We start from the raw sequence: 25525 nt of genomic DNA on the forward strand, positions 1-25525 counted from the left end.
ATGGGTTGAATATAGTTAACAGGTGGTAAATTTGCGGCTTTTGTGTGGAGAGAACGAGGTCGGAAGCGGGCGGCGCGAGAGCGGATCCGTTATCACGCGTGAGGCGATCCGGACCGAGCGCTGTGCCCGGCCGGATCAGGGCCGGCAGAAGTCGCGGGCGTTTTGCGTCCATTTGCCGAAGCCGGTCGCCACCATGTTTGCGATGACCCGGCAGACATAGCGCTTCTGCGCGGGGTCGTTGTCGGGCCCCGCATGATAACGGGCGACCGCCATCGACCAGGAGGTGTGGCGCGCCTTCAGCCTGAGCAGGAAGCGGGCCGCATAGTCGACATTCCTGCGCGGATCGAACATCTCGTCCAGGCCCGAGAAATGATCCGAATGATAATGATGGTTGATCTGCATGCAGCCGACGTCGATCAGCTTCGCGCCCCGAAGACGTGCCTCCCGGAACGCCGTGATCGCTTCGCGCCGGGATGACTTGAACACCGCCTTGCCCTCGACATTCAGCGCATAAGGCTGGAGGCTCCCCTTGCTGCCGGTCTCGGTGAGGCCCACGGAGTAGAGAATGCCGACCGGCACGCCGTAGCGTTCCGAGGCACGCAGGATCTCGGTCTCGCAGGCATTGGCTGCGGCCGCGACGGCCGGCGCCGGCACGCTAGATGTAAACGCCGTGAGCAGGGCCGCCGTCACCACGCGACTGAGTGGGCGAAAGCCTGTCGGCGTCGTGACCATTGTCGTATCCGGAGTTTCTGTGCCCGCTGCCGTTCGATTGCCCGAAGTCGCTGCCGCCCGAGAGATCGTGTTCGGCCCCCTGGGACGAGGTGTCCGCGAAGCTGGTGCTGTCGCGCGCCGAAGAATTGCCGTGCGCCGGCGGCGCCTGGATGACCACCTGGTCGACGCTGATACCGTGCGAGCGGAGCGCCCGGGCGATCGCTTCGTTCTCGCCGGAGAGCCTGTTATAGGCTTCCGACGTCTCGACCTCGACCTCGACCGAAAGCTGTCCATCCGATATGCGCAGCCGCGCCGTGACCATGCCGAGCTCCGCCGGATGCAGTTGGATCTTCAACGATTGCAAGGCGCCGGTCGAGGCAGGCTGCGTCGGCAAATGCGCGGCCCCGGCCGCGGCATGCGACGGCGGGTTGGCGGCGAGCGCCTCGACGATCGGCGCGCCGGCCGACACGGCCGTCGGCTGGAGGACGGGTGCTGCCGGTTTCGGATCGGCAATCGCAGTCTTTGCCTCGGCGCGCTTGTCGCCGGCCTCGCGCGGCTGCGAGGCTCGTGCCACGGCTTCGGACAGCACGGTGCCGCGCTGCCGGTTCTCGCTCCGTTCGGATACGGAGGGCTGGACATCGGATATGGCCGGTTCGCCGGTCCGCGGCACCGGGACGTCCTGGGCCGGCAGGGGGCGATCGTGGGGCTGGGTGGCCAGGGCGCCAAGATTGGCGGCGAGGGTCTTGCCGAAAGGCGCCTGAGCGGGCCGGCTGGCGGCTCCGTCGGCATTCGCCGGCTCCAGCACCGTCACGGTCCGCTCCTGCCGGCCTTCGACAGGCCTCTCGACTTCAGGCACGGACGCGCGCGACTGCGTCGCCGGTCTCTTGCCGAAGGCGTCTTGCAAGGGCTCGGCATTGCGGACCGGCGCGACATTCGCCGGCCGCTGCTCGACCATCGTCAGCAGCGGCAGCAGTCCCTCGGCATCTTCGACCGTGTCGGCGTCTGGCGCGTCGCCCGGCGGTTCGGATTCCGCGGCCTCGTCCGTTCGCGGCTGGACCAGCATTTCACCGTCGGGAGGAGGCACATCGGTCAGGGCTTCGTCGGGCGCAACCCTCAACTTCATGGCGCTCGGGGCGCGGACGGTCTCGGAACGGTCCGCCGAGAGACCACGCCCACCCTGTCCGCCGCCCATCGATTTCAGCAGCTTGCCGAAGCCTCGCTCGCCGTTCGATACGGTTCCCCGGTCATTCCTGGCGGTGGCCTTCGGCGCGTGCTGCTCGATTGCCGGCGACGAGACGTTCATTTCCGTGTTCCTTCCAGCAGCTTGTCGATCTCCTGCAATTTCTTGCGGGCCGCCCCGACATATTCGGCTTCCGGCAAGGCGACGTCGACCGGCTCCTCGCCGGAAGCCGGTCCGGCTGTCGGCGCCGCGGCGCCCGGATCGGGCAGTTCCTCGCCCGAGGCGGCAGCACCTTGCGTGTCGTCGGCGCTGGCTGCCCGTGCGCCGGCCGCTGCCGTTTCCGGAGCAGGATCAACCTGTATCGCCGCCGCCTCCATCATCCCGTCCTGTTCCGGCGCATCGGCTGGCGTCGCCACGGGTTCATCGATCGGCAACGGCGCATTCTGAATGTCGGCCGGCTTTATCGGCGGCGAGAGCACGCCGCTCACAACCTCGGTCGCGGCGTCGAGCAGGCGTATGTCGCGCGCCGACAGCGCACTCCTGTCGATTTCGGCGAGACGCCTGGCGACGTCGTCAATGGAGGCCGAGGCGACGGAGCCGAGCGCATCGTAGAGCTCGGCGCGCGGATCGGGCTTCGCCGCCGGTCCCTCGGTTCCGGCGTTGCCCGCCTTCTCGGCGGCGAAGGCGGCGAGCTGGCCGTGGCCCAGGATCGCGCTTTTCCGGGCGATCCGCAGATAGATGGCTGTCCGCTGTTCGGCGTTCATGGCCGCGATGATCGTTTCGACCGCGGCCATGTCGAGCTTGTCCTGCATCTCGACGACGCCATTGATAAAACCGTCGGCGAAATGGCTGGCATAGGGCGAGCGCAGGAAGCGCCTGATATATTGCTCGGACGCCCTGATGAAGCGGGCGGGATCGCCGGTCGCGGCGGCGAGCGCGATCGAGCGGCGCAGCGCCGCTTCCTCGACGAGGCTGCCCGGCGCGAGCAGCCGCGCCTGGTCCAGAAGCGCCAGCCCTTGCTGCGGATCGTCGACCGCCTGGATGTTGCCCTTGACCAGCGCCAGGAAGGCGCCGAGCTCGGGTCCCTCGGCCATGGGGTCGAGCGGGGCGAGGATCATCGCGGCCTTGCCGGTTTCGCTGCGGTAATATGCGATCAGACCCTCGGCGAGCACCTTGTCGCGCCCGGCGAGCTCCAGCCTGGTCGCCACGGTCTCGAGCGTGCGCGGGCTGCCGCCGCTCATGCCGTAGATCATCAACGCATCGACATTGCGGCGGTCGGCGAACTCCGCGGCCACGGCGGCGCCCAGCCTGCGGTCGATCAGCTCGATCATCTTCTTCTGCATCGGCAGGGCGGCATGGTCGCCGTCGGCAATCCGCTCCTGCAGCACCTGCAGCGAGCGCACCATCTGGTAGGGAGCCAGCACCGGCACCGCTTCGCCCGAGGCGGCAGCCCAGGTCGCGGGCAGGCACAGCGCCGCCGCGACCAGAGAGGTCTCGGAAAGGTGTCCCAGGATTTTCCGACAGAAACCCTCGGCAAGAGAAGGGCCTGGCCAGGTGAAGCGTGGGCGATGCCGCGCAAACCTGTCCAGGCGGGGGAGGTCGATCCTCAATTCCCTGTCTCCAGCAGGATTTCTATGCGGCGGTTCGCTTCCGCATTCGGATCGTCCTTCACCTTGAGCTTGCGGTCGGCATAGCCGGCGACCTCGACGATGCGGCGCTCGTCCAGCCCGGCGCGGGCCAGCATGTAGTAGGCGGAGTGAGCGCGCGCCGTCGAAAGCCGCCAGTTGTCGTAGGTCTTGCTGGCGAAGGGCCGGCTGTCGGTGTGGCCGTTGATGACGATGTTGCCCTTCTCCGCCATCAGCGCCTTGGAGATCTTCTCCATGGCCAGCACCAGTTCGCGGCGCGGAACCGCCGAGCCGATCTCGAACATCCCGACATTGAGCTGGTCGGTCACCGAGATCATGACGCCCTTGTCGGTCGGTACGACGGTAATGCCGCCATACATCTTGTCGCCGTCCTTGAAGGCTTCGTGAAGTTCCTGGCCGATGCGGGCCGCGGTCTGCTCGACGGCGGCGTCAGGGCTATCCTCGTCAGGTGACGCCTTGTCTGCCTGCCCTGCCTGATCAACCGGCTCTTCAATCTGCGCCGCTACTTCTTCGGGCTCCTCCTCCGGCGCGGTTGGGAAGGCCTGCTGCAGTTCGCTCATGCCGGTCTCGGCCGGGGTCGCCGCCGGCTGCTGTCCGGTGGAGGCCTCCGCGAGTTCGGTACTGTCGGCCTTGGTCATGGCCGTCTCGGCGGGAGGAGGCGCAGCCATTTCCTGCGACCAGAAGTCGGGCGCGAAGGGATCGCGATAGGCATCGCCGCCCGAGGCGCCTGTGGCCGGGCCAGAGTCGGCGGCTCCCCCGTCACCCCTGGCGCTGATGTTCTGCTGCGCGCCGGTATCGCCGGCGATCTCGGCGAGCACCGCATAGGGGTCGCGGAACAGGTTCTCGTCCGAGAAATTCTTGTCGTCTGCCGACAGCGCCGAATTGTCCTTTGGCGACGGACCGGCCTTTGCGGCGCCTTCCGCCGAATCCTGCTTGGCGTCGGCCTCGGCGGGCTTGCTCTTGTTCTCGCTGGCGGGCTGATCGTCGCTCAGATTGTCTAGGCCACGCGGGGAACTGCTGCGGTCCACAAGCTTGATCGGGTTGAAGTAGCTGGCGACCGCCAGCTTGGTTTCCTCGTTGGCGGCATTGATCAGCCACATGACGAGGAAGAAGCACATCATGGCGGTCATGAAGTCGGCGAAGGCGATCTTCCAGACGCCGCCATGATGGCCCTCATCGGCATCGTCGCTGCTGCGGCGAACGATGATGATCTCGCGCCGATCGTCTCCAACAGCACTCATGTGAGCGACTCTTCCATGGCTGCCGACCATTCCGACAGGCGGGTCTCGAACACCCTCTCATCGATGCGGACCGTAAGGTCCGCGGCCGGGCTTTCACTGAAATCGAAAAAATGCGCGATGTCGTCGCCGACCGCCGCGCGCAACCCTTCATAGAGGGCGGGTGAGCCGGAGACCTTCACGCGGATGCTCTCGTCGTCCTCTAGGGCAGCGCGCACCGTGGCGGCGAGCGTGTCGACCGCGCGCCGCTGCAGGTCGGCTGTCAGCACGGGGCCGAGAATGCGCGCGGTGACCGCCGTGACGAGCGCCGTCAAGGTTTCCCGCATCCTTGTCATCTCGTCGGCGACGGCCGCGCCCATCGCTTCGCCGAACTGGCGCTCGAGCGCCTCGGTCTCGGCCGCGTGGCGTTCGCGTTCGGCGGCGAGCGTCGCCTCATATTCGGCCCTCAGGCGTTCGGTGAGCTCACGCTCCACCCTTTCGGCCTCGATCCGCATCAACTCGTCGATGTCGGGTTCGCTGGCGGCCGGTTCATCAGCGATGAAGGGAGCACCTGGCAGGAGGGAAGTGTCGGCGAAGGCGAACGGAACGACATCCGGCGCCACGGGGCGCCGGTAGCCGAAATCCTCCAGAACGTCGGCGAGGGCGGGCGCCCGCATCATGCAGCCTCCGGGTTGGCCCATTTGCGCAGGATCATCGCGGTACGTTCCTCATTGAGGTCGACCATCTGGGCGAGGCGTTCCTGCGGTCCTCTGCGCATCTTCTGGCGCAGTTCCGCGATGCTGTCCTCGTCCTCCGACTGGTTGAACGCGCCGATCGTGGGCAGCGTCGGGAACTGGAAGTTCTCCGAGAAGTTCGGCAGCGCGTTCGGCGCGGGGAAGGGCAGGGCGGCTTCCTGCTCGGACGCGTCCGACTTGCCGAGGGCGGCCGTGAGCGGCCGCAGGCCGAACCAAGCGACCAGGAAGGCGACGAGGATGAAGGCGGCGGCGTTGATCACGGTGCCGGCCTGGCTGGCGATCGCGTCGAGGAAGCCCGGCTCGTGGACCGCCTCGCCGTTCAGCCCTTCCATGAATTCGACCGACGTGACGGTGATGTTGTCGCCGCGCGCCTCGCTGTAGCCGGCCGCCGTGGCCGCGACCTTCTGGATCTCGGCGACGCGCTCGGCGATTTGCTCCGGCGTCGCATCGGCGCCGAGGATGGCGAGCAGGCGCTCCTGGTTGACGACGACGGCGATGGAGAGTTTCGAAACCGTGTAACCGTTGCTGACCGTGGCGATCCGCTTGGTGTTCATTTCGTAATTGGTGGTCTCTTCCTTGCGCTCGCTCTGCTCGGAAGATTGCGGGCCGTCGGGTGTCGGCGTGTCGGCGTTGGGAAGATCCTGCTGCACGGTCGCCGGCGTGTTCTGGCTGCTGCGGTTCGCCGAATCATTGGCACGCACGACCTGCACCGAGCGCTCGACGCGGGATTCCGGATCGAAGATGGTCTCCTCGATCTGACGGCTGTCGGTGTTGACGTCGGCGCGCACCGAAGTGCGCAGGTTCTCGCTGCCGAGATAGGGCGCCAGCGCCCGGTGGATATTGTCCTCGATCTGGCTCTCGATGGTCCGTTCGACGCCGATGGTGCGGGTCAGCGTGGTGTTGGCGGGGTCGTCGCCCGCGGCCAGCAGCGAGCCGTTGGAATCGAGCACCGTCACCTTGTCGGCGGCCAGCCCGGGTACCGCGGCGGCGACCAGATGGCGGATCGACATGGCGGTCTTGGTGGCGTCGATGCCGCTGTAGCGGATCACCACCGAGGCGGAGGGCTCCTGCTCATCGCGACGGAAGTTGGCGCGCTCGGAAACCACGATATGGACGCGCGCGGCCTTGATGCCGGCGATCGACTGGATGGTGCGTGCGATTTCGCCTTCGAGAGCCCGAACCCGGGTGACCTCCTGCATGAAGGAGGTGAGGCCGAGCGACCCGACATTGTCGAACAGTTCGTAGCCGGCATTGGTGCTCGAGGGCAGGCCCTTCTCCGCCAGCAGCATGCGGGCCTGGGCGGTCATGCCGGTCGGTACCAGCACCGACGTGCCGTCCGAGCCGACGTCGAAGGAGACGCCGGACTCGCCGAGAATCATGCCGATCTGGTTCACGTCGGAGCGTTCGAGCCCGACATAGAGCGTCTCGTAGGCCGGGCGGTTGAGGTAGAAGGAACCGATGCCGAGCACGACCAGCACCAGCGCCACGACCAATCCGGCGATCGCCAGGCGCTTGGGCCCGAGTTCGCGGAGGTTAGCTACGATTTGCTTTAATTGCTCTGGCAACGGTACCGGCTCCCGGAATCTGCGGTGCCGGGAGACTAGGTGCCGAAGCTTGTGCGAAAATGAAATCGGGCCGCGGTGGAGGTCAACCGCGGCCCGATTCCGGTCAGTGTCGCCGGCCCGCCAGGGCCCGCGTCTGGCTTAGCGGAACAGCGACAGGATCTGCTGCGAGTTGCCGTTGGCGATCGACAGCGCCTGGATGCCGAGCTGCTGCTGGACCTGCAGAGCCTGGAGACGGGTCGATTCCTCGTTCATGTCGGCGTCGACGAGCGTGCCCACGCCGCGATCGATCGCGTCCATCAGGTTCGACACGAAGTCCTTCTGCAGGTCGATGCGGGTCTTGGCAGCGCCAAGATCCGAAGCCGAGGTGGTCATGGACTGCAGTGCGGCGTCGACCCCGCTGATCAGCGCGTCGAGCGTCGCGACGTCCGCAGCCGAGTCGGTGAGCGCCGAGATGTTAAGCGTCGAGACCGAGACACCCGTGGCGCCGATGACCGTGTCGAGGATGCCGTCGTCGGCTACCGTGTCAAAGAGCTTGGCGCCTGCAATGTCGATGGTCAGCGTGCCCGTGCTGACGGTGCCGGTCGAAGAGCGCGTGAAGGACGCGACGATCTGCTTCGAGGTTCCGACGGTGGCCTCATCGAACGACAGCCAGTTCTCGCCCGAGAAGGAGGCCGAGGTAGCGATGCTGTTCAGCTGCTGCTGGAGCTGCGTGATCTCCGACTGGACCTTGGACTTGTCGACGCCGGGCTCACGGGCGGCAACCAGCTTGGCCTTGATCTCGTCGACGACCTTGATGGCGGCGTTGGTCGCCGTATAGGCCGTGTCGAGCTTGGCGGCGCCGAAGCCGAGCGCGTCCTGGACGGTCGACAGCGCCTTGTTGTCGGACCGCATGGTGGTCGCGATCGACCAGTAGGCGGCGTTGTCGGAGGCCTCGGCGACGCGATAGCCGGTCGAGATGCGCGACTGGGTGGTTTCCAGGGATTTGTTGGTCTGCTGCAGGCTCTTCAGCGCCGTCATTGCAGACACGTTCGTCATGATACTGGACATGGACTCTGCCCCTACACTTACTCAACACACAAGGGACATACCGGACTCAACCGGTAGGGCGGCGCGGCATCATGCCTGTCGAACGCGTACTGCTGATCAACCCCGTCCTGCTGTGATGCCTTTATCGCGGACAAATGCTACCAAATCGATAAAGCACGGAATTTTCTCGATCGGCCGTGCCGAGGCTGTGGAAGGTTCCGCCGGGGAGGAAGCTAAGCAGACATTCCTTGGCAAGCCAACGAATGGTCTGCTTAGGCCTTTGTTCTGTCGCAGATTCTTGTCGGAAAACCGTGAGACACTTTTCCGGAATCTGCTTAGAAGCCCCGGCAGGCTTCGGGAAGGTGTCTCCAAGGCCTTCCGGCATGTTGCGTGAAAAAGGGGGTCACGCAACATTCTGCAGGATCTTGATTTTGCGCATGTCGTTATCCCGGTTCCGGGCTCCACTTGGGGGCGACATGCTCTAGCCGAAGGAGCGCACCAGGCTGCCCACCAGGAGGTTCCAGCCGTCGATCAGCACGAAGAACAGGATCTTGAAGGGGAGCGACACCACCGTCGGCGGCAGCATCATCATGCCCATCGACATGGTGATCGTCGCCACGACGAGGTCGATGACCAGAAACGGCAGCACGATCAGGAAGCCGATCTCGAAACCGCGCCGGATCTCGGAAATCATGAAGGCGGGGATCAGCACGCGAAGGTCGACCGTTTCGCCGGTGGTCACCGTCTGGCCGCGCTCGCGCGCGAGATCGGCGAAGAGGCTGAAGTCCTTCTCGCGCACATTTTGCAGCATGAAGGCGCGGAACGGCTCGGCGATGCGCTGCACCGCCTGCTCCTCGCTGATCCGATTGTCCATCAGCGGCCGCACGCCGTTGCTCCATGCCTGATCGAAGGCCGGCGCCATGACGTAGAAAGTCATGAACAAGGCGAGACTGATCATGATGAAGTTCGCCGGCGTCGTCTGCAGGCCGATGCCGGTGCGCAGGATCGAGAAGGCGATCGTGAAGCGGGTGAAGCTCGTCACCATTATCAACAGGCCCGGTGCGAGCGACAGCACGGTGAGCAGGCCGAAGAGCTGGATGATGTAGCCGACGGTCGCGCCGTCGGCCTGGCCGGCCAGCGCGCCGAGGTCTATCTGCTGGGCGCTTGCGGGCTCCAGCGAGGCCGCGAAAAGGAGAGCGACGGCGAAAAGGCGCTTCATTCGAACAGCATCGTCCGGATCAGGACGTCCTTGACCATGCCTTTGCTGCGGATGCCGGCGCGCTCGACGAGATCCGATTTGAGATGCTGGTAGCCGCTGGCGCCCTGCACCTGCATCAGCTTCACGGTGCGGATATAGGCCAGTATGTCCTGCTGTATGGCATCGGCCAGCATCGGGTCCTGCGGCGGCTGATCGAAGACCAGCGACAGTTCCAGCCTGATCCACACCGTCTCCGGAACCGAGAGGTTGGTCGTGATCGGTGCGAGATCGACGATGTTGGCAGGAGCGATGGTCGCCGCTTCGTGTTCCGCGCCGGCATCGGCGGCGGGCGGCGGGGTCGCCGTCCTGGCCTCGCCGTTGAGGAAGCCGCCCGACAGCCAGCCGATGCCGGCCGCCATCACGGTCAGCGCCAGGAGCACGGCGATCTGGACCACCGTCGAGGGGCCGCGCTTCACTTCTGCTTCGGGAACGATCGACACGCCGCTTCAGACCTCAGATCGGGGAAATCGCGTCGACGAGCTGCTTGCCCCAGGTCGGCTGCTGGACCTCGGTGATGCGGCCTCGGCCGCCATAGGAAATCCGGGCCTCCGCGATGCGCTCATAGGGGATGGTGTTCGCACCGTCGATGTCGGCCGGGCGGACGATGCCGGCGATGGTAAGCACCCGCATCTCGAAATTGACGCGGATCTCCTGCGTGCCCCGTATGATGAGATTGCCGTTGGGCAGGACGTCGGTGACGACGGCCGCGACCGATAGCCGGACCTTCTCGGACCGGACCGTTGCGCCATCGCCTTCGTAGGTCGAGGACGACGACAGGTCCATATCGGCTGTCACGTCGCTGCCGTTGCCGCCGGCCTTGGCTTCGGCCTCGAAGCCGATCTTGCGGCCCTGCTTTCGGCGGCGGTCGGACTGGTTGTTGAACTGCGCCTTCTCGTCGAACAGCACGAACACGGTGAGGATGTCGCCGACGTTCAAGGCACGCGCGTCGGTGAAGAAATGCGCCTGGCGGTCGTCCCAGAGCGAGTAGCGCTTGACCGGCTGTACCGGCGCCGACGGGTAGGCGCTGGTGGCATCGAGCGTCGTCTGCAGGCCGCTGCCGACCGCCGACATCCTGGGCTCGGTCCCGAGCTCGTTCAGAGACTGGCTGCAACCGCTCAGGCCCGCGGCGGCCACGATCAGCAAGGCGGCATGTCTCATGTCGGATCCTGGGGGCGGGAGGCGGCGGCCATGATGCCGGTGAGCTCGGCTGCGGCCTTGCGGTTCATTTCATTGAGGATGAAACCCGCCTGGCGGGTGTTCAGCTTCATCAATATGGCCGCGGCCAGCATGGGCTCGACGTCGGAAAGCCTTTCGGCGGCCGCGTCCGGCTTCATCTTGGAGTAGATTTCGACCACGCCGCGCTCGGCACGGGCCATGAACTCCTCGCGTCGCTTCAGCCACGTCTCATATTCCGCGCGTTTGGCCTCGAGCTGCGCGACGCGCATGTCGATATCCTTTTTCAGGGTCTCGAGTTCCTGGACCTGCAGTGCGTATCGCCGGTCCTTGGCGGCATCGGCGATGTTGGAGCAGAACTCGCGGATCTCGTCGGTCACCTGGCCGCCCACGGCGACGGCCTGGGAGAGGGCCGCGCCGCCGTTGAGCGACGCGCCGGCGAGCAGCAGCGCCGCCGAGAAGAGAACTTTTTGCAGCCGGGACGAACGGGTCATCGCTTCACCTATTGCACGACCAGGTCGGCCTGCAGCGCGCCGGCCGTCTTTATGCCCTGGAGGATGGCGATGATGCCGTCGGGCTTCACCCCGATCCTGTTCAGCGCGTTGACAAGGGTTTCAAGGTCGGGGCCGTCGACCACCGCGACATTGGTGCCCTGCTGATTGGCCTCGATCACCGTATAGGGTTCCTCCGCCGTGACGCCGTTGGAGAAGGGAAGCGGCTGCGAGACTTTCGGCATCTCGGTGATCCGCACGGTCAGCTTTCCGTGGCTCACCGCAACCTTAGAGATCTTGACCTGCTGGCCGATGACGATCGTTCCCGAACGCTCGTCGACGACGACGCGCGCCGGCATGTCGGTGCCTACGGGCAGGTTCTCGAGTTCGGCGATGAAGCGCGCGGCCGAGATGTTGGCGGGCTTCTTGATCAACACCGTGCGCGAATCCTGCTCGGACGCGACGCCCCTGCCGAAGCGCTGGAAGGCGAAGGCGTTGATCGCGTCGGCGATCCGCACGGCGGTCGAAAAATCGGGGTTGAAGAGCTGCAGCGTCATCAGGTTGATGTCACCCAGCCGGGCAGGCGGGGCGCGCTCGACGATGGCGCCGTTTGGCACGCGTCCTGATGTCGGCACGCCTTGGGTGAGGGTTTCGGCCTCGCCCTGTGCGGAGAAGCCAGCGACGAACATCGAGCCCTGCGCGACCGCGTAGATCTCGCCGTTGGCCGCCCTGAGCGGGGTCATGACGAGCGTGCCGCCCAGCAGGGAGGTTGCGTCGCCCAGCGACGAGACGCCGACGTCGATGCGCGCGCCCGACTGCACATAGGCCGGCAGGTTGGCGGTGACGATAACCGCAGCGACGTTCTTGGCCCGCGCGCGTCCGTCCTCGGTGGCGACGCCGAGATTTTGCAGCATCGACTTGATGGACTGGTCGGTGAAGGGCGAGTTGCGCAGGCTGTCGCCGGTTCCCTGCAGGCCGATGACGAGGCCGTAGCCGACAAGCTGGTTGTCGCGCGAGGCCTGTAGCGACGCGATGTCCTTGATGCGCGAGATCGTCTGTCCGCGCGGCAGGTCGCTCGGCGTGGACGACACCTGGAACATGCGCGCGATCGCGTCGGGATCGTGCGATGCGTCCGGTCCGTTCCTCTTGTTGTACTCCTGCACGGCCTTTTCGCTGAGCCCATCGGCAATGGCCGGCTGCAGGCCGGTGAGGACCGCGAGCATGATAACGGCGGTACGCTTCATGATGCTCCGACCCGTACCGTGCCGTCGGTCATGACCACGCCGGAGAACACGCGTCCGCTGTCGATGTTGCGCAGCTTCACGACGTCGCCGGCCGCGCCGGCCTCCAGGGGCATGGCCGTGACCGTGATCACCAGGTTCTTGTCGACGAGCGTCACCTCGACGGGAGCACCGGCCTGGACGAGGAAGGCATCGCGCACCGAACTCGGCGGGATCAGCCGGCCGGGCAGGATGGTGCGCCGGGCCACCTTGCCGTGCAGCTGGCCCGCCTGCTGGAAGATCGGGCCGAGCTTGCGGTTGCCCCGCACCAGCGGCACTTCCTCCAGCATGGCGGCCGCTATGGTCTCGCCGGGATAGACGACGCGGTTGGTGACGACCGCCAGCTCGCCGGCCCGCAGCGGCTCGACGCCGGCAAGGAGCGCGAGCGCCATGCCGATAAAGCGCGTCCTGGAACCGGGGCGGCGACGATTCATCGTCCTGTCACCTCAGGTTCTTGGAGATGACCGCGGCCATCTCGTCGGCGGCCTGGATCACCTTGGAATTCATCTCATAGGCGCGCTGCGCCGAGATCATCTCGGTGATCTCCTTGACCGGATCGACATTGGAGTTCTCGAGGTAGAACTGCTCGATCGTGCCGAAGCCCGGATCGCCCGGCACGCCCACCACGGCGGCGCCGGAAGCGGCCGTCTCCTCGAACAGATTGTCGCCGAGCGGCTTCAGGCCGGCCTCGTTCGCGAAGGTGGCGAGCGAGAGCTGGCCGATATCCTGCAGGTCGGCCTGGCCGTCGATCCTGGCGAAGACCTGGCCGGACTTGTTGACGATCAGCTCGACCATGTCCTGCGGCACCGTGATGGCCGGCGAGACGGTGAAGCCGTCGACGGTGACGATCTGGCCATCGGCATTCGTGTTGAAGGCGCCGGCACGGCTGTACCGGATCTGCCCGTCGGCGCCTTCGATCTGGAACCAGCCGTTGCCGGAGATGGCCATGTCGTATTTGTTGCCGGTGTTGGTCATCGTGCCTTGGAGGTGGACGTTGCGGATCGCGGACGTCTTGACGCCGAGGCCGATATGGGCGCCTTCCGGAATGATGTTCTGATTGGCCCGGTTTGGCACGCCTTCTAGCCGCTCGGTCTGATAGAGCAGGTCGCTGAATTCGGCCTTGGCCCGCTTGAAGCCGGTCGTATTGATGTTGGCGATGTTGTTGGCGATGACCTCGAGATTGGTCTGCTGGGCGTTCATGCCCGTGGCGGCAATGGCGAGCGCTTTCATCTAGGCACTCCTCAGATCGCCATGCGGCTGACTTCGAGATAGGCGCTCACGATCTTGTCGCGGATCGCGATCGCCGCCTGCAGCGACTGCTCGGCGCTCATCACGGCGTCGACGACATCGCGCGTCTGGACCTCGCCGCCCTTCAGGGCTTCGAAGGACACGGTCTCGGATTTCTCCAGCGTTCCGACCACGTTGCGGGCGGCATTACCAAGCGCTTCCAGGAAGGCGGCGCCGCCGGGGGGCACGGCTGCCGAGGCGAGGCCCGACATGGCCTCGACCGCGCCGGACAGGGGGCTGTTCTGGGTAATGGCACCGATCGCGCTTAGCGGGTTCATCAGCTCTGGCTCCTCATCAGGTCGATCGTCATCGAGATCAGGTCCCGCGCCTGCTTGATCACCTGCAGGTTCGCCTGGTAGGCGCGGTTGGCCTGGCTCATGTCGGCCATCTCGATGAGTGTGTTCACATTGGGCAGCTTGACATAGCCGTTGGCGTCGGCGGCCTCGTGACCGGGGTCGAAGTGAACCGGAAACTCGCTGTCGTCGCGCGAGATCTCGGAGATGCGCACGAAGTCGCCGCCGGTCTGCCGATCCATCACGGCCTGGAATGCGATGGTCTTGCGTTGATAAGGGTCCGACCCAGGCGTGTTGCCGGTCGATTGCGCGTTGGCCAGGTTCTCCGAGACGATGCGTAGCCGCTCCGACTGCGCTTGCAGGCCGGAGCTCGCCACCTTCAATGCGGTTGCGATCGGATCCACGTCAGCTCCTCGTCGTCATCATGATCATGCGGTGGAAGGCCTTCACGATCGCCGTGTTCAGCTCGAAGGCGCGCCGTACTTCGCCGGCCTTCATCAATTCTTCCTCGAGCACCACCGCGTTGCCGGAGGGGCGAACCGGCACGTCCGTTTCGAATTCCCTGCGACCGATCGCCGAGCCGAAGGCGCCGCCGCCGACATGATTCGAATTGGTGGCGACGAGGGTCGGCGCCGTCTTGGCAAGCACCTTGTCGAAGGGTTCGACATCGGTCGGCTTGAAGTCGGGCGTCGAGGCATTGGCGATGTTGCCGGCAACCGCATTCTGGCGCACGGAGAGCCAGCGCGCCTGCGCCGCCGCGAGATCGAAGAGTTGGACAGGTTTCATGAAACTTTCCCAAGCGCTGACGCCGACACTATGGGGTCAGTCTTGCGCGGGCCTTGCGAAAGCCGGGCTCATATCCAACAGCCGATGGGATCGACGGTTGGAGCGCGCGACCGCATGGCCCACGCCCGTCAGAGCGTTGCGCGGACGCGCAAAGGCCGCTCTGCCATCATCAAGTGTCGCTTCGTGCTTTCCGAAAATCGAGTACGATTTTCGGGCCGATCCGGTAGCGCGGAAGCCAAGCGGCCCGGGGAGGCCGCGCCGGCGACCGGGGCCAACTAATGGCTGATACCGACGACCTGGTTGGTGCTCGTCACGAGAACCCAGCTGCCCTGCCGTTCCTCGATCGAAGCCACGCGGCTCATGTCGGGCAGCACGGAACCGCGTTGCACGACCCATATGCCGGTGTCGTCCTGGATCATTGCGCGGCCGTTGGCGACGTAGACGAGCTGGAATGGCACGTGTTGCGGAGGGAAGGGCAGTTCCAGCAGCTTCGCCGTCTCGTCCCCGGCCTCCTCGTCCGGCGGCGTGGTTCCCGTGGCCAGTTGATCGAGCTCGGGTTCTTCCTTGACTTCGGGAAAATCCGGTATGCGCGCGATCTGCGGCGTGGCCACGACACCGCCGCCTCCGCCCTTGTCCCCGCCGCCCTCGAACTGCACGGCGCGAACGCCGAATTTCTCCTGGTTGAAGAACACGTACCAGGGAAAGAGCGCGCAGCCGAGGCCGAGGGCCACGCCGAACAGGCCGAGCAGCAGGTCCTCGCGGAGGCGGCCCTTCTTCGATGCGCGGCGTGCCGCCCCGACATCGGCCGGCCCCGTCGCCGCCGCCTTAGCCCGCCTTGGCCACATGCGATCGTTCCTGTTTCTTCAGATGTCGCGCGAGGTCGCTGAACGGGTCGGGCGAGGGCCCGTCCTTCGGCGACTGCGTCAATGCTTCATAGATGACGGGCACCTGCTGCACCGCCATGTCGAGATCCGGGTCGAGGCCGCTTTGGTAGGCGCCGATCAGGCGGATGTCGCGGGTGTCCTCGAAGCGCGAGATCATCGCGCGCAGCCGCGAGACCACCGCCCGCTGGTCGTCCCGCCAGGCCTTGGTCGCCAGGCGCGAGATGGAGGAGAGCGGGTTCACCGGCGGATAGCGTCCCTGTTCGGCGATGGCGCGGTCGAGCACGATGTGCCCATCGAGGATGCCGCGCACGGAATCGGCGACCGGATCGTTGTGATCGTCGCCGTCTACCAGAACGGAGAGGATCGCGGTGATCGAGCCCGCGCCGGCGCCGCCGGGACCGGCACGCTCCAGGAGCTTGGGCATGTCGGTGAAGACCGATGCCGGATAGCCGCGCGCCACCGGCGGCTCGCCGGTGCCGATCGCAACCTCGCGCAGCGCATGGGCGAAGCGGGTGATGGAATCGAGCAGCAGCAGCACACGGTCGCCGCGGTCGCGAAAATACTCGGCCACCCGCATGGCCGTGCCGGGTGCGCGCCGCCGCATCATGGCGCTTTCGTCGCTGGTGGCGACCACCGCGACGGTCTTGGCCATGCTCTCGTCGCCGATCGTATCCTCCAGGAACTCGCGCACCTCGCGGCCGCGCTCGCCGACCAGCGCGACGACGACGGTGTCGAAGGCGGAGGCCGCCGCGAGCATGGCGAGCAGCGTCGACTTGCCGACGCCCGAACCGGCGAAGATGCCGAGGCGCTGGCCGAAGCAGAGCGGGGTGAAGATGTCGATGACGCGCACGCCCGTCAGGAACGGGGTCTCGACACGCTGGCGCTCCAGGGCGCCGGGCACGCCCTCGAAGCCGGCTTCGGCACCCGGTATCAGGGCCGGGCCGCCATCGATCGGACGGCCGAGGGCATCGATGACGCGGCCCCGCCAGGACGCGCCCGGCGCCAGCGAGAAGCCGCCCTTGCAAAAGACATGGTCGCCGACGCTGATCTCGCTCGACGGGCCGAAGGGCGCGACGACGACTTCGTCGAGGGTGATCTGCACCACTTCGCCGGAGCCGTCCGCCTTGCGCCCGCCGCGTTCGACGATGTCGCCCAGCCGGACCTCTCCCGACAGGCCACGCACGCGGTAGTGGGTCGGCGACACCTCGCAGATCCTTCCGCCGCGCTTGAGCAATCCGCGCTCGCCGGCAAAGCGGCCATAGGCGCGCTCGAGCGCCAGCAAGGGATCGTTCTCCGCCAGGGAGGGGAGGTCGGGCGCTGCCTGCACCACGCCCGCGAGGTCCGTCGACGTCTCGGCCTGGTCCATCATCCGACGCTATTTGGAGCCGAGCGTCTTGACCGCTTCGGTGAAGGTCGACTCGCTTTCGCGGATCAGGGCCGCGGCGTTCTCGAAGGCGCGCTGCACCATGATGAGGCGCGTCATCTCCTTGACCGGATTGACGTTCGACTCCTCGACGAAACCCTGGACGATGCCGACGTCCGAACGGTCGACCACCGGCTGCGGCGGCGTGTCGGGCACCACGCCTGAATTGCCGTAGCGCGTGAAGTTCGGCCCCGGGTCGAACTGGAAAAGGCCGACGGCGCCGACGGGGGCGCCGTCCTGCAGCAATGTGCCATCGGCGCCGGCGGTCGGTGGTCCACCGCGCGGATCGAGCAGGATGGCGGCGCCGCCCGCATCGAGCACGGGATGTCCTTCGAGCGTCACCAGAGCGCCGGTGTCGAGCATGGTGAAACGGCCGTCGCGGGTCATGACGGTGCCTGCCGGCGTCTGGATGCCGAACCAGGCCTCGCCCTGTACGGCGAAGTCGAAGGGGTTGCCGGTCTCGCGCATCGGGCCGGATTCCTGCGACAGATAGGTCTCGCCCGGCGTGACGAAATCGATGCCCTTGTCGCCCGAACCGTAGACGAGATCCTCGAATTTCACATTCGTGGCGCGAAAGCCGACCGTGTTGGCGTTGGCGACGTTGTCGGCCAGCGTGTCGAGGCGCTTTTCGAGCGCGATCTGCGAGGACAGCGCGACGTAGAGACCGTTCTGCATCTCACGAACCTCCCAGCTTCAGGCCCTGCAGCGTCAGCATCACGCTGGGCGAGATGCCGTATTCGATCGGCTGGCTGAACAGGACGGAGAGATTGGATTGCGTCGTGGTCGACGGATTGGCGACTTCCCACATGGCGGTGAAGCGCGTCATGAACTTGGCGAGCGCCTCGGGATCCTGGAAATCGGCGAAATCGATCCGGTCCGAGATCAACTTGGCCTGGCGGTCGATGTCGGCGGTTGCCAGGGAATCGGGGAGGCCGAGGGCGGTGCGCACCACCTTGGCGAGCGCGGTGTCGGCGAGCACCGAATAGGCATCCTTGATCTTGGGCGCGTTGCGCTCGAAATAGAGCGCCAGCCTTACGCCTTCGTTCTGGGCGCCGGCATCCTCCTCCAGGGTCTGGCGCATGAACTTGTCGACGGCCGGCTGCTGGGCGGGATTGGTCGTGGTCGTCGCTTCGCCGTAACGAACGAAATTGAAGGCAGCGACGAACTGCGCGAAGCGCTCGTCGTCGCTCTTGTTGGCCGGACTGTCCGGATCGTCGATGCCCCCTTCCAGCATCTCGATCATCAGGTCCTTGTCGCCGAGCATGTCGGTGAGCCCGTGGGCCTTCATCGCATAGGTGAACAGCGTTTCGTTGGCGACGAACTCCTCGATGGACTTCACCTTCCCGATGTTGGCGGCGTAAAACTCGTTGTGCTCCTTGAGCACGGGATTGCTCGGATCGACGCCGGCCTGCACGGCTGCCAGCGTGTATTTGGAGACAGTCCCCTGCAGGGTGGCATTGTAGACGGTGGCCTCCTGCCCGAGCGCGGCGAAATTGTAGCTCCGGACGAATTCGGCGTAGCGCTTGTCGGTGAGCTTGTTGGCGAAGCTGTTCTGGTCGGAGACGCCACCTTCCAGCGCCTTCACCATAAAGGCCTTGGCATAGGCCATGTCCTCCAGCCCGTGGGCCTTCATCGCATAGCGGAACAGCCTGTCGTCGGCGACGAACTCCTCGATCGACTTCACCTTGCCGATGTTGGCGAGATAATATTCGGTCTCCCGCTGCACCATGGGCTGCGCCTCGACGCGGTCCAGCGACTTCGCCAGGTCGCGGGTGATAAGCTGGTAGCTCATATAGGTATTGATCACGCGGCCGCTCCGCTTCTGCAGGGTCCGCAACGGGGATAACCGGCCGTGCTTGCGCGAGGCTGTCGGCTGCCGAAGCGAGCCAGGCGGCGGCGCCCGCTTCAAGCCTCACACAAGGCACGATTGTTACCCCCTTTGCGATCCCCCGGCGAAATGCGGCCCGGCGAAATAGGGAAGGTGGCACTTGGGAATTCTGATCGGTCTCGTCATCACACTGGGCTGCGTGCTCGGTGGATTCATGGCCATGGGCGGCCATGTCGACGTCCTCATCCAGCCATGGGAAGCAGTGATCATCTGCGGCGCGGCGCTCGGGACATTCGTCGTCGCCAATCCGATGAAGACGGTGAAGGACACCGGCAAGGCGATAATGGAGGCGTTCAGGTATTCCGTGCCCAAGGAGCAGGAATATCTCGAGACGCTCGGGGTGCTGCATTCGATCATGCGCGAGCTGCGCACCAAGTCGCGCAACGAGGTCGAGGCGCATATCGACAATCCCGAGGAATCGCCGGTCTTCCAGGCGTTCCCGACGGTGCTGCGCAACCACGATCTCACGCATTTCATCTGCGACTATTGCCGCATCATCATCATCGGCAATGCGCGGCCGCATGAGATCGAGGCGCTGATGGACGAGGAGATCCAGACGATCCGAGCCGACAAGCTCAAGCCCTATCATGCGTTGACGGCGATGGGTGACGGCCTGCCGGCGCTCGGCATCGTCGCGGCCGTGCTTGGCGTGGTCAAGGCCATGGGCGCGCTCGACCAGTCGCCGGAGATCCTCGGCGGCCTGATCGGCGCAGCCCTGGTCGGCACCTTTCTCGGCATCTTTCTTTCCTATGCTGTGGTCGGGCCGATCGCCACCCAGATCAAGACCGTGCGCGAGAAGCGCAACCGGCTCTATGTCATCGTGAAGCAGACCCTGCTCGCCTACATGAACGGCTCGCTGCCGCAGGTGGCGCTGGAGTTCGGGCGCAAGACGATCTCTTCGCACGACCGTCCGTCCATCGACGCGGTGGAGCAGAGCACGCTGAACATGGGCCACGCCGAAAGCAAGGCGGCCTGATCCATGGCAAGTCCGGCGGAGGCGCGCTCCTTTATCCTTGAAAGACTGGTCGGCGACACCGCCGAGCCGGACAGGATCACAGGTGCCGCCCACAAATTCGCGCAGCGCGCGCTCGCCACGATCGTGCAGAACATCAACCGGCATCTCTCGTCGCCGCTCGGCATGGAACTGGAGGGCATCGAGCTCGGGCGCTACGGAAACGCTCTCTCGGGTTCGGGCGAAACCAATGCGGTGGCGATCATCCAGTCGGTCATCTCCCCGGATGCGCTGCTGCTCGACCTGGAGCCGGCGACCGTGTCGCTGCTGGTGTCCGCCTTCCTGGGCGGCGATCCCGAACTGGCGCCGGCGCATATCGATCGTCCGCTCTCGCAGATCGAACTGGAGATCGCGACCACCGCCTTGCAGGAGGTCGCCGAAGCCTTCAACGGGTCCGGCCCCCGTTCGCTCAAGCTGCGCCTGCCCGTGCCGACCGCCTTTTCCGGGCAGGAGATCCGCAAGCAGGTGCTGCGCGACGGCCCCTCGGTGCGCATCGTTTTCCGCCTGACGTCGCCCAGGTCGACGGGACGCCTGTCGGTCACCATGCCGCAGCGTGTGCTTCTTACCCCGCGTGACGAGACGGAGGAACCCGAGGTCGAGGCGCAGGTCGACCAGAGCGCCTGGTCGGAGCGTCTCCGGGAAGAGGTCCGCAAATCGTCGGTGACGCTCGATGCCGTGGTGCCGCTGTCGCAGATGTCGCTGGGGGCGCTCGCCGCGCTGCAGGTCGGCCAGATCCTCGAAATACCGGCAGCAGCCCAGTCGACAACCCGGCTGTCAGCGCGCAACAAGACCCTGTTCGTCTGCGAGTTCGGCAAGCTCGGGCAGAACTATTCGGTCCGCATCAAACATCCCTTCGATGAAAGCCAGGACTTCGTCGATCGCCTTTTGTCGCAATAGTCAGGCCCCGGCCGATGACGCCGGGCGTGGAGCCAGAACATGACACCCCCACTCCCCAATCCGCTTCTCGACGAGCACGAGGACGAACTGGACAAGGCGATCGACGAACTGCGCGGGGCCTTGCACGACGCGCCGCCGCAGCAGCCGGCGCCGGCCGAGCCGACCTTCACGACGGCGCTGGCCGACGCCATGCCCAACGCCGGCGTCGTCATGAACATACTGGTCGACGTCCAGATCGTGCTGGGCAGCACGGAGATTCCGGTGTCGGATCTGCTGACGCTGCAAAAGGGCGCCACGATCGCGCTCAACCGACGGATCGGCGAGCCGGTCGACATGGTCGTGAACGGGCGCAAGATCGCCAGGGGCGAGATCACCGTGATGGAAAGCGATCCCTCCCGCTTCGGGATCCGGGTGACTGAAATCGTCAACGCGAAGCCGTCCAAATGATGTCCGCTGCAAGCTTCGCATCCGACCTGGACCTGGGGGAGACGGCCGGGGCGACCGGCATGATGGACCTGACCCGGCCGCAGAAGGCGGCCGCCATCCTGGTCGCGGTCGGCAAGCCCGCCGCCGGGCGCCTGCTCAAATTCTTCAAGCAGGAAGAACTGAAGGCGCTGATCGAGGGTGCGCGCAAGCTGAAGACGATCCCGCAGAGCGAGCTCGAGCGCATCGTGGCGGAATTCGAGGACGAGTTCGCCGAGGGCGCGGGACTGCTGGATTCGGCCGACGCCATGGACACGATCCTGACCGAGACCCTCTCGCAGGACGAGATGAACGCCATTCTCGGTCGCGAGACGGGTCTTGCGACGTTCGAGGAGACCCCGCCCTGGGCCGGTATCGAGGCGCTCGAGCCCGAGCTGATCGCCGGCTTCCTGGCCAACGAACATCCGCAGACCGTCGCCTATGTCCTGTCCAACATGGCCTCGCATGCGGCGGCCAGGATCGTCCTCCTGCTCGGCAGGGACATTCGCGGCGAAGTGGTCAAGCGCATGCTGTCGCTCGGCTCGGTCACCGACACCGCCAGGCGGCTGGTCGAACGCCGGATGCGCGCCGAGTTCCTGGAATCGACATCGGGCAAGCTGTCCCGGGAAGGCCAGGCCAAGGTGGTCGGCGTGCTCAACGAACTCGACAAGTCGGATCTCGACGAAGTCATGGGAGAGCTGGAGGCCGCCGGCGCGGAGGATCTCGGCGCGCTGCGGGCGCAGCTTTTCTCCTTCGAGGACGTCATCAATCTCACGGCCAAGGCTCGCGTCGCGCTGTTCGACGGCTTCGAGATCGACATGCTCACCACGGCATTGCGCGACGCCAACCCCGTCATCGTCGAGGCCGTGCTGTCCTCGATCGGCGCGCGCACGCGCCGCATGATCGAATCCGAACTGGCGCAGCCTTCCGACATCCTCAACCCGGTCGATATCAACAGGTCGCGCCGCGCCATCGTGTCGAAGGCGACCGCCATGGCCAGTGACGGCATCATTCAGCTTCCCTCGGTCGAGGAAGCGGCGTGACGGAACGATCCAAGACGTTCTTCCATTGACCTTGGCCTGATCGATGGCTGACGCGCCCGACAAGGACAGCAAAACAGAAGAAGCCACGGAGAAGAAGATCCGTGACACCATCGAGAAGGGACAGCTTCCCGTCTCGAAGGAGGCGCCCCTCTTCGCGTCCTTCCTGGCTTTCCTCGTCTTCACGCTGTTCTTCGCCTACGACCAGATCGTCGGCTTCGGCGCGTTCCTGTCGATCTTCCTGGAGAAGCCGGAGGAATGGTCGCTCAATTCGGATCTCGACGCCTCGGCCCTCTACGAGACGGTGTTCATGGAGATCGGCAAGCTGCTTGTCGTCTTCATCGCCTTGATGGTGACGGCCGGCATCGCCGCGTCGGCGCTGCAGAACAGCCCCCGCATGGTACTGGACCGTGTACAGCCGAAGCTCTCGCGCATCTCGCCGGCCCAGGGCTGGTCGCGTATCTTCGGTGCGCAGGGCATTGCCGAGTTCCTGAAGTCCGTCGGCAAGCTGCTTCTCACGGTGACCTTCCTCGCCCTGACCTTGCGCGGCGTCCACTCGACCATTCTCGGAGGCATGTTCACCGAGCCCGGCAGCTTCGGCCTCACGATCCGGGGACTGCTCATCCAGATTCTGGTGACCATCACCCTGGTCATGGCGATCATCGCCGGCGTCGACCTGATCTGGCAACGGATCCACTGGCGCCGGGACCTGCGGATGACGCGCCAGGAGGTGAAGGACGAGCTCAAGCAGTCCGACGGCGATCCGCTGGTCAAGGCGAGGATTCGCTCGGTGGCGCGTGATCGCGCGCGCCAGCGCATGATCCTGGCGGTGCCGAAGGCGACGCTGGTGATCGCCAACCCGACCCACTTTTCGATCGCGCTGCGCTATGTGCGCGACCAGGATGCGGCCCCGGTCGTCGTGGCAAAGGGGCAGGATCTGGTGGCGCTGAAGATCCGCGAGATCGCCCAGGAGAACAACATTCCCGTTTTCGAGAATGTCGAACTCGCGCGCTCCATGTACAAACAAGTTTCGGTGGATAGTATGATTCCACCTCAATTCTACCAAGCGGTCGCCGAATTGATCAAAGTGGTCTATGCGAAGCCGGCGAAAGCGCAGCGTAACAGAGATTTGTCATGATCCGTCAACCGCATACCGCCGCCCGCGAAGTCATCGTCGCGAAGGCGATCGAGGAAGTGGCGAGCGAGCTTCGCCTGGTCGAAGTGGTCGACTATGTCGCCTATGTCAGGCTCGAGCATTTCTCGACCATCGCCGATATCGTCGAATCTGCCGCGGAACTCTATTTCCTCCCCGGCACGCTGAGCTTCGGCCATGGCGGCGAGGTGCGCCTGGGCTGGTCGGGAGAGCCGGAGATCCTGCTCGACATGCAGCTTCGGCCGGAGGGCGCGACCGTCTATTTCACGCTCAAGCTGACCGATCGCCAAGCGGCGGTGGTGGTGAACTACGTTTCCTTCGACCAGTCCTGCGACGACCCGGCGGAGAATACGCGTCTGCTGGAGGCGGCACTCGACGCTGCCAGGCTGCGCAAGGCGTCCCCTTCCGGTGCGGCGCAGGACACGCTCTCCGCGGGCTGACCGCGCACCCCGTCCCGGGCGCCGCCCTTGCCGGTTCAGCTTATCAGGCCCAGCCGGAGCGCCTTCGACACCGCATGCGCGCGGTTGACGGCATTGAGTTTCTGGGCGGCGGCCGTGAGATATTGGTTCGCCGTATGCGCCGAGAGGTTCAGGAGCTCGGCGATCTCCTCGCTTGTCTTGCCGTCGGCCGTCAGACGCAGACAGTCGAGCTCCCGGTTCGACATTGCGGGCATCTTATTCGGCAGGACCGCCGTCGCCTGCAGCAAGGTGGAGAAGAGGCCGATGGCGCGGAGATGGAAATCGAGAAGCATCGCGTCTCCCAGGCCGGGGGTCTCGCCGATGAACACCGCCAGTCCGTTGCGGCCGGACGCGGCGTGAAGCGGCAGGGCGAAGCCGGATCTCTCGAGCCCGATCGGGTCGACGATGTCGACGAGATGCAGGTCGGGCGCCGGGGTGCGTCGGTCGCGCCGCCAGCGGAACGGCAATGTCGAACTGCGCAACCTGACGCCCAGGCTCGCCGTAGCCTTGGCGGCGAGCTTCCTGCTCGTGCGCGACACTTTCGGAAATTCCGAATCGATCGCCGGGGTCAGCCTGCCCTGGCTGAGGCTTGGGCCTGCCGTGAAGACGCAGAACTCCTCTGCGCCGACCTCTGCCGCCAGGTCGGCGAAGGCGGAGGCCAGCTCCTCGAAGGCCTCGAGGCTGCGCGTCTGCGCTTTCGGTCCGTTCCTGCCCTTGGTGATGTTGCGGACCGACATCGTCAGATGATGCCGTTGCGGATGGCGAGCGCGATCGCCATGCTGCGGTTGGCGGCGGACAGTTTCTGCGTGGCGTGCAGGATGTAGCGGTTCACCGTGTTGGCCGAGACGTCGAGGATGACCGCGACCTCTTCCGTCGTCTTGCCTTCGGAGACCCAGCTCAGGCACTCTCGTTCACGCTCGGACAGCGGATCCTCGAACTGGGCCGAAGCGGCTCCCCGGCTCAGCTTGGACCACACATGGCAGCACAGGAGCTGGATCCGGGGCAGTTGATCGAGCCCGATCCTGTCCTCGGCCGGGCTGGAGAAGACAAGGAGGCCGCGGCCGAGACCGGCATGAATGCGCGCCGCGACCAGCTCGCGATGGCCGAACTCGTCGAGCAGTCGAGCCCGCTCGGGCCCGAACAGGACGCGCTGGGAGGCGCCCGCGAGCCGCACGAACTGCGATGAGGTTGCGCCGAGCTGAGCGGCGCCCGTCGCTCCAGCAAGCCTCGCGACCGTTTCCAGGCCGATGATCTCGACCGTGTCGTGTGGCCAGTTGGAGGCGATCACCCGCATATGCTCAGGCGCATGGGTCGGCGGGATGTCGAGCAGCAGATAGTGTTCGGCGCCGACGAGGGCCGTCATGCTGCGCATCACTCGCGCCGCATCCCCCGGCGATACAATCGCGGAGATCGCCGCGAACAGGTCGCGGATCGCCTCGGTCGTCTTCACGGAACCCCAACCGCATTTATCAAGAATCGTTTCGGCGCAGTTTAGCGTCGGATACCGGCGATGAAACCCGCGACGGTCGTCCCGTGCACAGTTTGGTGCAAGACTGAAGCAAGCTACGTCTCCTAGACTCCTCTGTCGGGGACAGTCAGCCGCGAGCGCGATCGCACCCTGAGCGACACGAGGTTCGCTG

Annotated in this window: 29 protein-coding genes; 6 read left to right on the forward strand and 23 right to left on the reverse strand. The window is 65.6% G+C overall.

All coding sequences use genetic code 11. The annotated features are described in order from the left end of the window. Positions 1 to 135: 135 nt before the first annotated feature. The 21 genes from JN280_RS14350 to JN280_RS14450 all read right to left on the reverse strand — a co-directional run bounded on the left by JN280_RS14350 (position 136) and on the right by JN280_RS14450 (position 18782). Complete coding sequence (locus tag JN280_RS14350; protein WP_202313038.1) at positions 136 to 732, reverse strand: transglycosylase SLT domain-containing protein; 597 nt, start codon at positions 730 to 732, stop codon at positions 136 to 138. Continuing rightward, complete coding sequence (locus JN280_RS14355) at positions 656 to 2014, reverse strand: flagellar hook-length control protein FliK (RefSeq protein ID WP_202313039.1); 1359 nt, start codon at positions 2012 to 2014, stop codon at positions 656 to 658. Before JN280_RS14355 ends, JN280_RS14350 begins: the two co-directional genes overlap by 77 nt. Next, entirely contained in the window at positions 2011 to 3501 is a 1491-nt protein-coding gene (locus JN280_RS14360) for a chemotaxis protein MotC (protein ID WP_202313040.1), read from the reverse strand. Before JN280_RS14360 ends, JN280_RS14355 begins: the two co-directional genes overlap by 4 nt. Continuing rightward, positions 3498 to 4778 (reverse strand): MotB family protein, encoded by a 1281-nt coding sequence (locus tag JN280_RS14365; protein WP_202313041.1) that lies wholly within the window; start codon positions 4776 to 4778, stop codon positions 3498 to 3500. The genes JN280_RS14360 and JN280_RS14365 overlap by 4 nt, the downstream gene beginning before the upstream one ends. Further along, positions 4775 to 5431 carry a hypothetical protein gene (locus JN280_RS14370; protein WP_202313042.1) on the reverse strand — a complete coding sequence of 219 codons (657 nt, stop codon included), beginning with the start codon at positions 5429 to 5431 and terminating at the stop codon, positions 4775 to 4777. The genes JN280_RS14365 and JN280_RS14370 overlap by 4 nt, the downstream gene beginning before the upstream one ends. Beyond that, positions 5431 to 7074 carry a flagellar basal-body MS-ring/collar protein FliF gene (fliF, locus tag JN280_RS14375; protein ID WP_202313044.1) on the reverse strand — a complete coding sequence of 548 codons (1644 nt, stop codon included), beginning with the start codon at positions 7072 to 7074 and terminating at the stop codon, positions 5431 to 5433. Before fliF ends, JN280_RS14370 begins: the two co-directional genes overlap by 1 nt. A 138-nt stretch (positions 7075 to 7212) precedes the next feature. Continuing rightward, positions 7213 to 8121, reverse strand: a complete 909-nt coding sequence (locus JN280_RS14380; protein WP_202313046.1) for a flagellin N-terminal helical domain-containing protein — start codon at positions 8119 to 8121, stop codon at positions 7213 to 7215. Between the two features lie 460 nt (positions 8122 to 8581). Further along, the gene (fliP, locus tag JN280_RS14385; RefSeq protein ID WP_202313048.1) at positions 8582 to 9319 is read right to left on the reverse strand and encodes a flagellar type III secretion system pore protein FliP; all 738 of its coding nucleotides are present in this window, start codon (positions 9317 to 9319) and stop codon (positions 8582 to 8584) included. After that, complete coding sequence (locus JN280_RS14390) at positions 9316 to 9798, reverse strand: flagellar basal body-associated FliL family protein (protein ID WP_202313050.1); 483 nt, start codon at positions 9796 to 9798, stop codon at positions 9316 to 9318. Before JN280_RS14390 ends, fliP begins: the two co-directional genes overlap by 4 nt. A 13-nt stretch (positions 9799 to 9811) precedes the next feature. After that, positions 9812 to 10516, reverse strand: a complete 705-nt coding sequence (flgH, locus tag JN280_RS14395) for a flagellar basal body L-ring protein FlgH (protein WP_202313052.1) — start codon at positions 10514 to 10516, stop codon at positions 9812 to 9814. Continuing rightward, positions 10513 to 11025 carry a MotE family protein gene (locus tag JN280_RS14400; protein ID WP_202313054.1) on the reverse strand — a complete coding sequence of 171 codons (513 nt, stop codon included), beginning with the start codon at positions 11023 to 11025 and terminating at the stop codon, positions 10513 to 10515. Before JN280_RS14400 ends, flgH begins: the two co-directional genes overlap by 4 nt. An 8-nt stretch (positions 11026 to 11033) precedes the next feature. Next, entirely contained in the window at positions 11034 to 12266 is a 1233-nt protein-coding gene (locus tag JN280_RS14405; RefSeq protein WP_202313055.1) for a flagellar basal body P-ring protein FlgI, read from the reverse strand. Then, a complete protein-coding gene (flgA, locus tag JN280_RS14410; RefSeq protein WP_244743318.1) occupies positions 12263 to 12736 on the reverse strand; it encodes a flagellar basal body P-ring formation chaperone FlgA in 474 nt (157 codons plus the stop codon). The genes JN280_RS14405 and flgA overlap by 4 nt, the downstream gene beginning before the upstream one ends. Positions 12737 to 12743: 7 nt before the next feature. Beyond that, positions 12744 to 13532, reverse strand: a complete 789-nt coding sequence (gene flgG / locus JN280_RS14415; RefSeq protein WP_202313056.1) for a flagellar basal-body rod protein FlgG — start codon at positions 13530 to 13532, stop codon at positions 12744 to 12746. 11 nt (positions 13533 to 13543) lie between these two features. Then, positions 13544 to 13867 (reverse strand): flagellar hook-basal body complex protein FliE, encoded by a 324-nt coding sequence (locus JN280_RS14420; protein WP_202313057.1) that lies wholly within the window; start codon positions 13865 to 13867, stop codon positions 13544 to 13546. Then, on the reverse strand, positions 13867 to 14286 hold the full coding sequence (flgC, locus tag JN280_RS14425) for a flagellar basal body rod protein FlgC (RefSeq protein ID WP_202313058.1): 420 nt from the start codon (positions 14284 to 14286) through the stop codon (positions 13867 to 13869). The genes JN280_RS14420 and flgC overlap by 1 nt, the downstream gene beginning before the upstream one ends. 1 nt (position 14287) lies before the next feature. Next, positions 14288 to 14668, reverse strand: a complete 381-nt coding sequence (gene flgB / locus JN280_RS14430; protein WP_202313059.1) for a flagellar basal body rod protein FlgB — start codon at positions 14666 to 14668, stop codon at positions 14288 to 14290. Between the two features lie 275 nt (positions 14669 to 14943). Next, a complete protein-coding gene (locus JN280_RS14435; protein WP_202313060.1) occupies positions 14944 to 15513 on the reverse strand; it encodes a hypothetical protein in 570 nt (189 codons plus the stop codon). Continuing rightward, positions 15494 to 16921 (reverse strand): flagellar protein export ATPase FliI, encoded by a 1428-nt coding sequence (gene fliI / locus JN280_RS14440; RefSeq protein WP_244743320.1) that lies wholly within the window; start codon positions 16919 to 16921, stop codon positions 15494 to 15496. Before fliI ends, JN280_RS14435 begins: the two co-directional genes overlap by 20 nt. Positions 16922 to 16927: 6 nt before the next feature. Next, positions 16928 to 17650, reverse strand: a complete 723-nt coding sequence (gene flgF, locus JN280_RS14445; protein ID WP_202313061.1) for a flagellar basal-body rod protein FlgF — start codon at positions 17648 to 17650, stop codon at positions 16928 to 16930. 1 nt (position 17651) lies between these two features. Further along, positions 17652 to 18782, reverse strand: coding sequence for a DUF1217 domain-containing protein (locus tag JN280_RS14450; protein ID WP_202313062.1), 1131 nt, complete (start codon positions 18780 to 18782; stop codon positions 17652 to 17654). Positions 18783 to 18963: 181 nt separating this feature from the next. On the opposite strand from JN280_RS14450, the gene motA reads away from it, so the two are divergent. Genes motA through JN280_RS14480 form a run of 6 tightly spaced genes read left to right on the forward strand, consistent with a single transcriptional unit; the run spans position 18964 to position 23867 of the window. Continuing rightward, positions 18964 to 19839 carry a flagellar motor stator protein MotA gene (gene motA, locus JN280_RS14455; protein ID WP_202313063.1) on the forward strand — a complete coding sequence of 292 codons (876 nt, stop codon included), beginning with the start codon at positions 18964 to 18966 and terminating at the stop codon, positions 19837 to 19839. Between the two features lie 3 nt (positions 19840 to 19842). Continuing rightward, the gene (locus JN280_RS14460) at positions 19843 to 20772 is read left to right on the forward strand and encodes a FliM/FliN family flagellar motor switch protein (protein WP_202313064.1); all 930 of its coding nucleotides are present in this window, start codon (positions 19843 to 19845) and stop codon (positions 20770 to 20772) included. Positions 20773 to 20811: 39 nt separating this feature from the next. Then, the gene (gene fliN / locus JN280_RS14465; protein WP_202313065.1) at positions 20812 to 21219 is read left to right on the forward strand and encodes a flagellar motor switch protein FliN; all 408 of its coding nucleotides are present in this window, start codon (positions 20812 to 20814) and stop codon (positions 21217 to 21219) included. Next, the gene (locus JN280_RS14470) at positions 21216 to 22277 is read left to right on the forward strand and encodes a flagellar motor switch protein FliG (protein WP_342216187.1); all 1062 of its coding nucleotides are present in this window, start codon (positions 21216 to 21218) and stop codon (positions 22275 to 22277) included. Before fliN ends, JN280_RS14470 begins: the two co-directional genes overlap by 4 nt. A gap of 43 nt (positions 22278 to 22320) precedes the next feature. Further along, complete coding sequence (gene flhB, locus JN280_RS14475) at positions 22321 to 23412, forward strand: flagellar biosynthesis protein FlhB (RefSeq protein ID WP_202313066.1); 1092 nt, start codon at positions 22321 to 22323, stop codon at positions 23410 to 23412. Then, positions 23409 to 23867, forward strand: coding sequence for a hypothetical protein (locus JN280_RS14480; RefSeq protein ID WP_202313067.1), 459 nt, complete (start codon positions 23409 to 23411; stop codon positions 23865 to 23867). Before flhB ends, JN280_RS14480 begins: the two co-directional genes overlap by 4 nt. Before the next feature lie 35 nt (positions 23868 to 23902). Here the strand turns inward: JN280_RS14480 and JN280_RS14485 are convergent, their stop codons facing one another. Beyond that, positions 23903 to 24622, reverse strand: a complete 720-nt coding sequence (locus JN280_RS14485) for a helix-turn-helix transcriptional regulator (protein ID WP_202313068.1) — start codon at positions 24620 to 24622, stop codon at positions 23903 to 23905. A gap of 2 nt (positions 24623 to 24624) precedes the next feature. After that, positions 24625 to 25335 (reverse strand): helix-turn-helix transcriptional regulator, encoded by a 711-nt coding sequence (locus tag JN280_RS14490; RefSeq protein ID WP_202313069.1) that lies wholly within the window; start codon positions 25333 to 25335, stop codon positions 24625 to 24627. Positions 25336 to 25525: the final 190 nt, after the last annotated feature.

This window comes from Mesorhizobium sp. L-8-10, assembly GCF_016756635.1.
In the GTDB taxonomy this organism is placed as follows: Bacteria; Pseudomonadota; Alphaproteobacteria; order Rhizobiales; family Rhizobiaceae.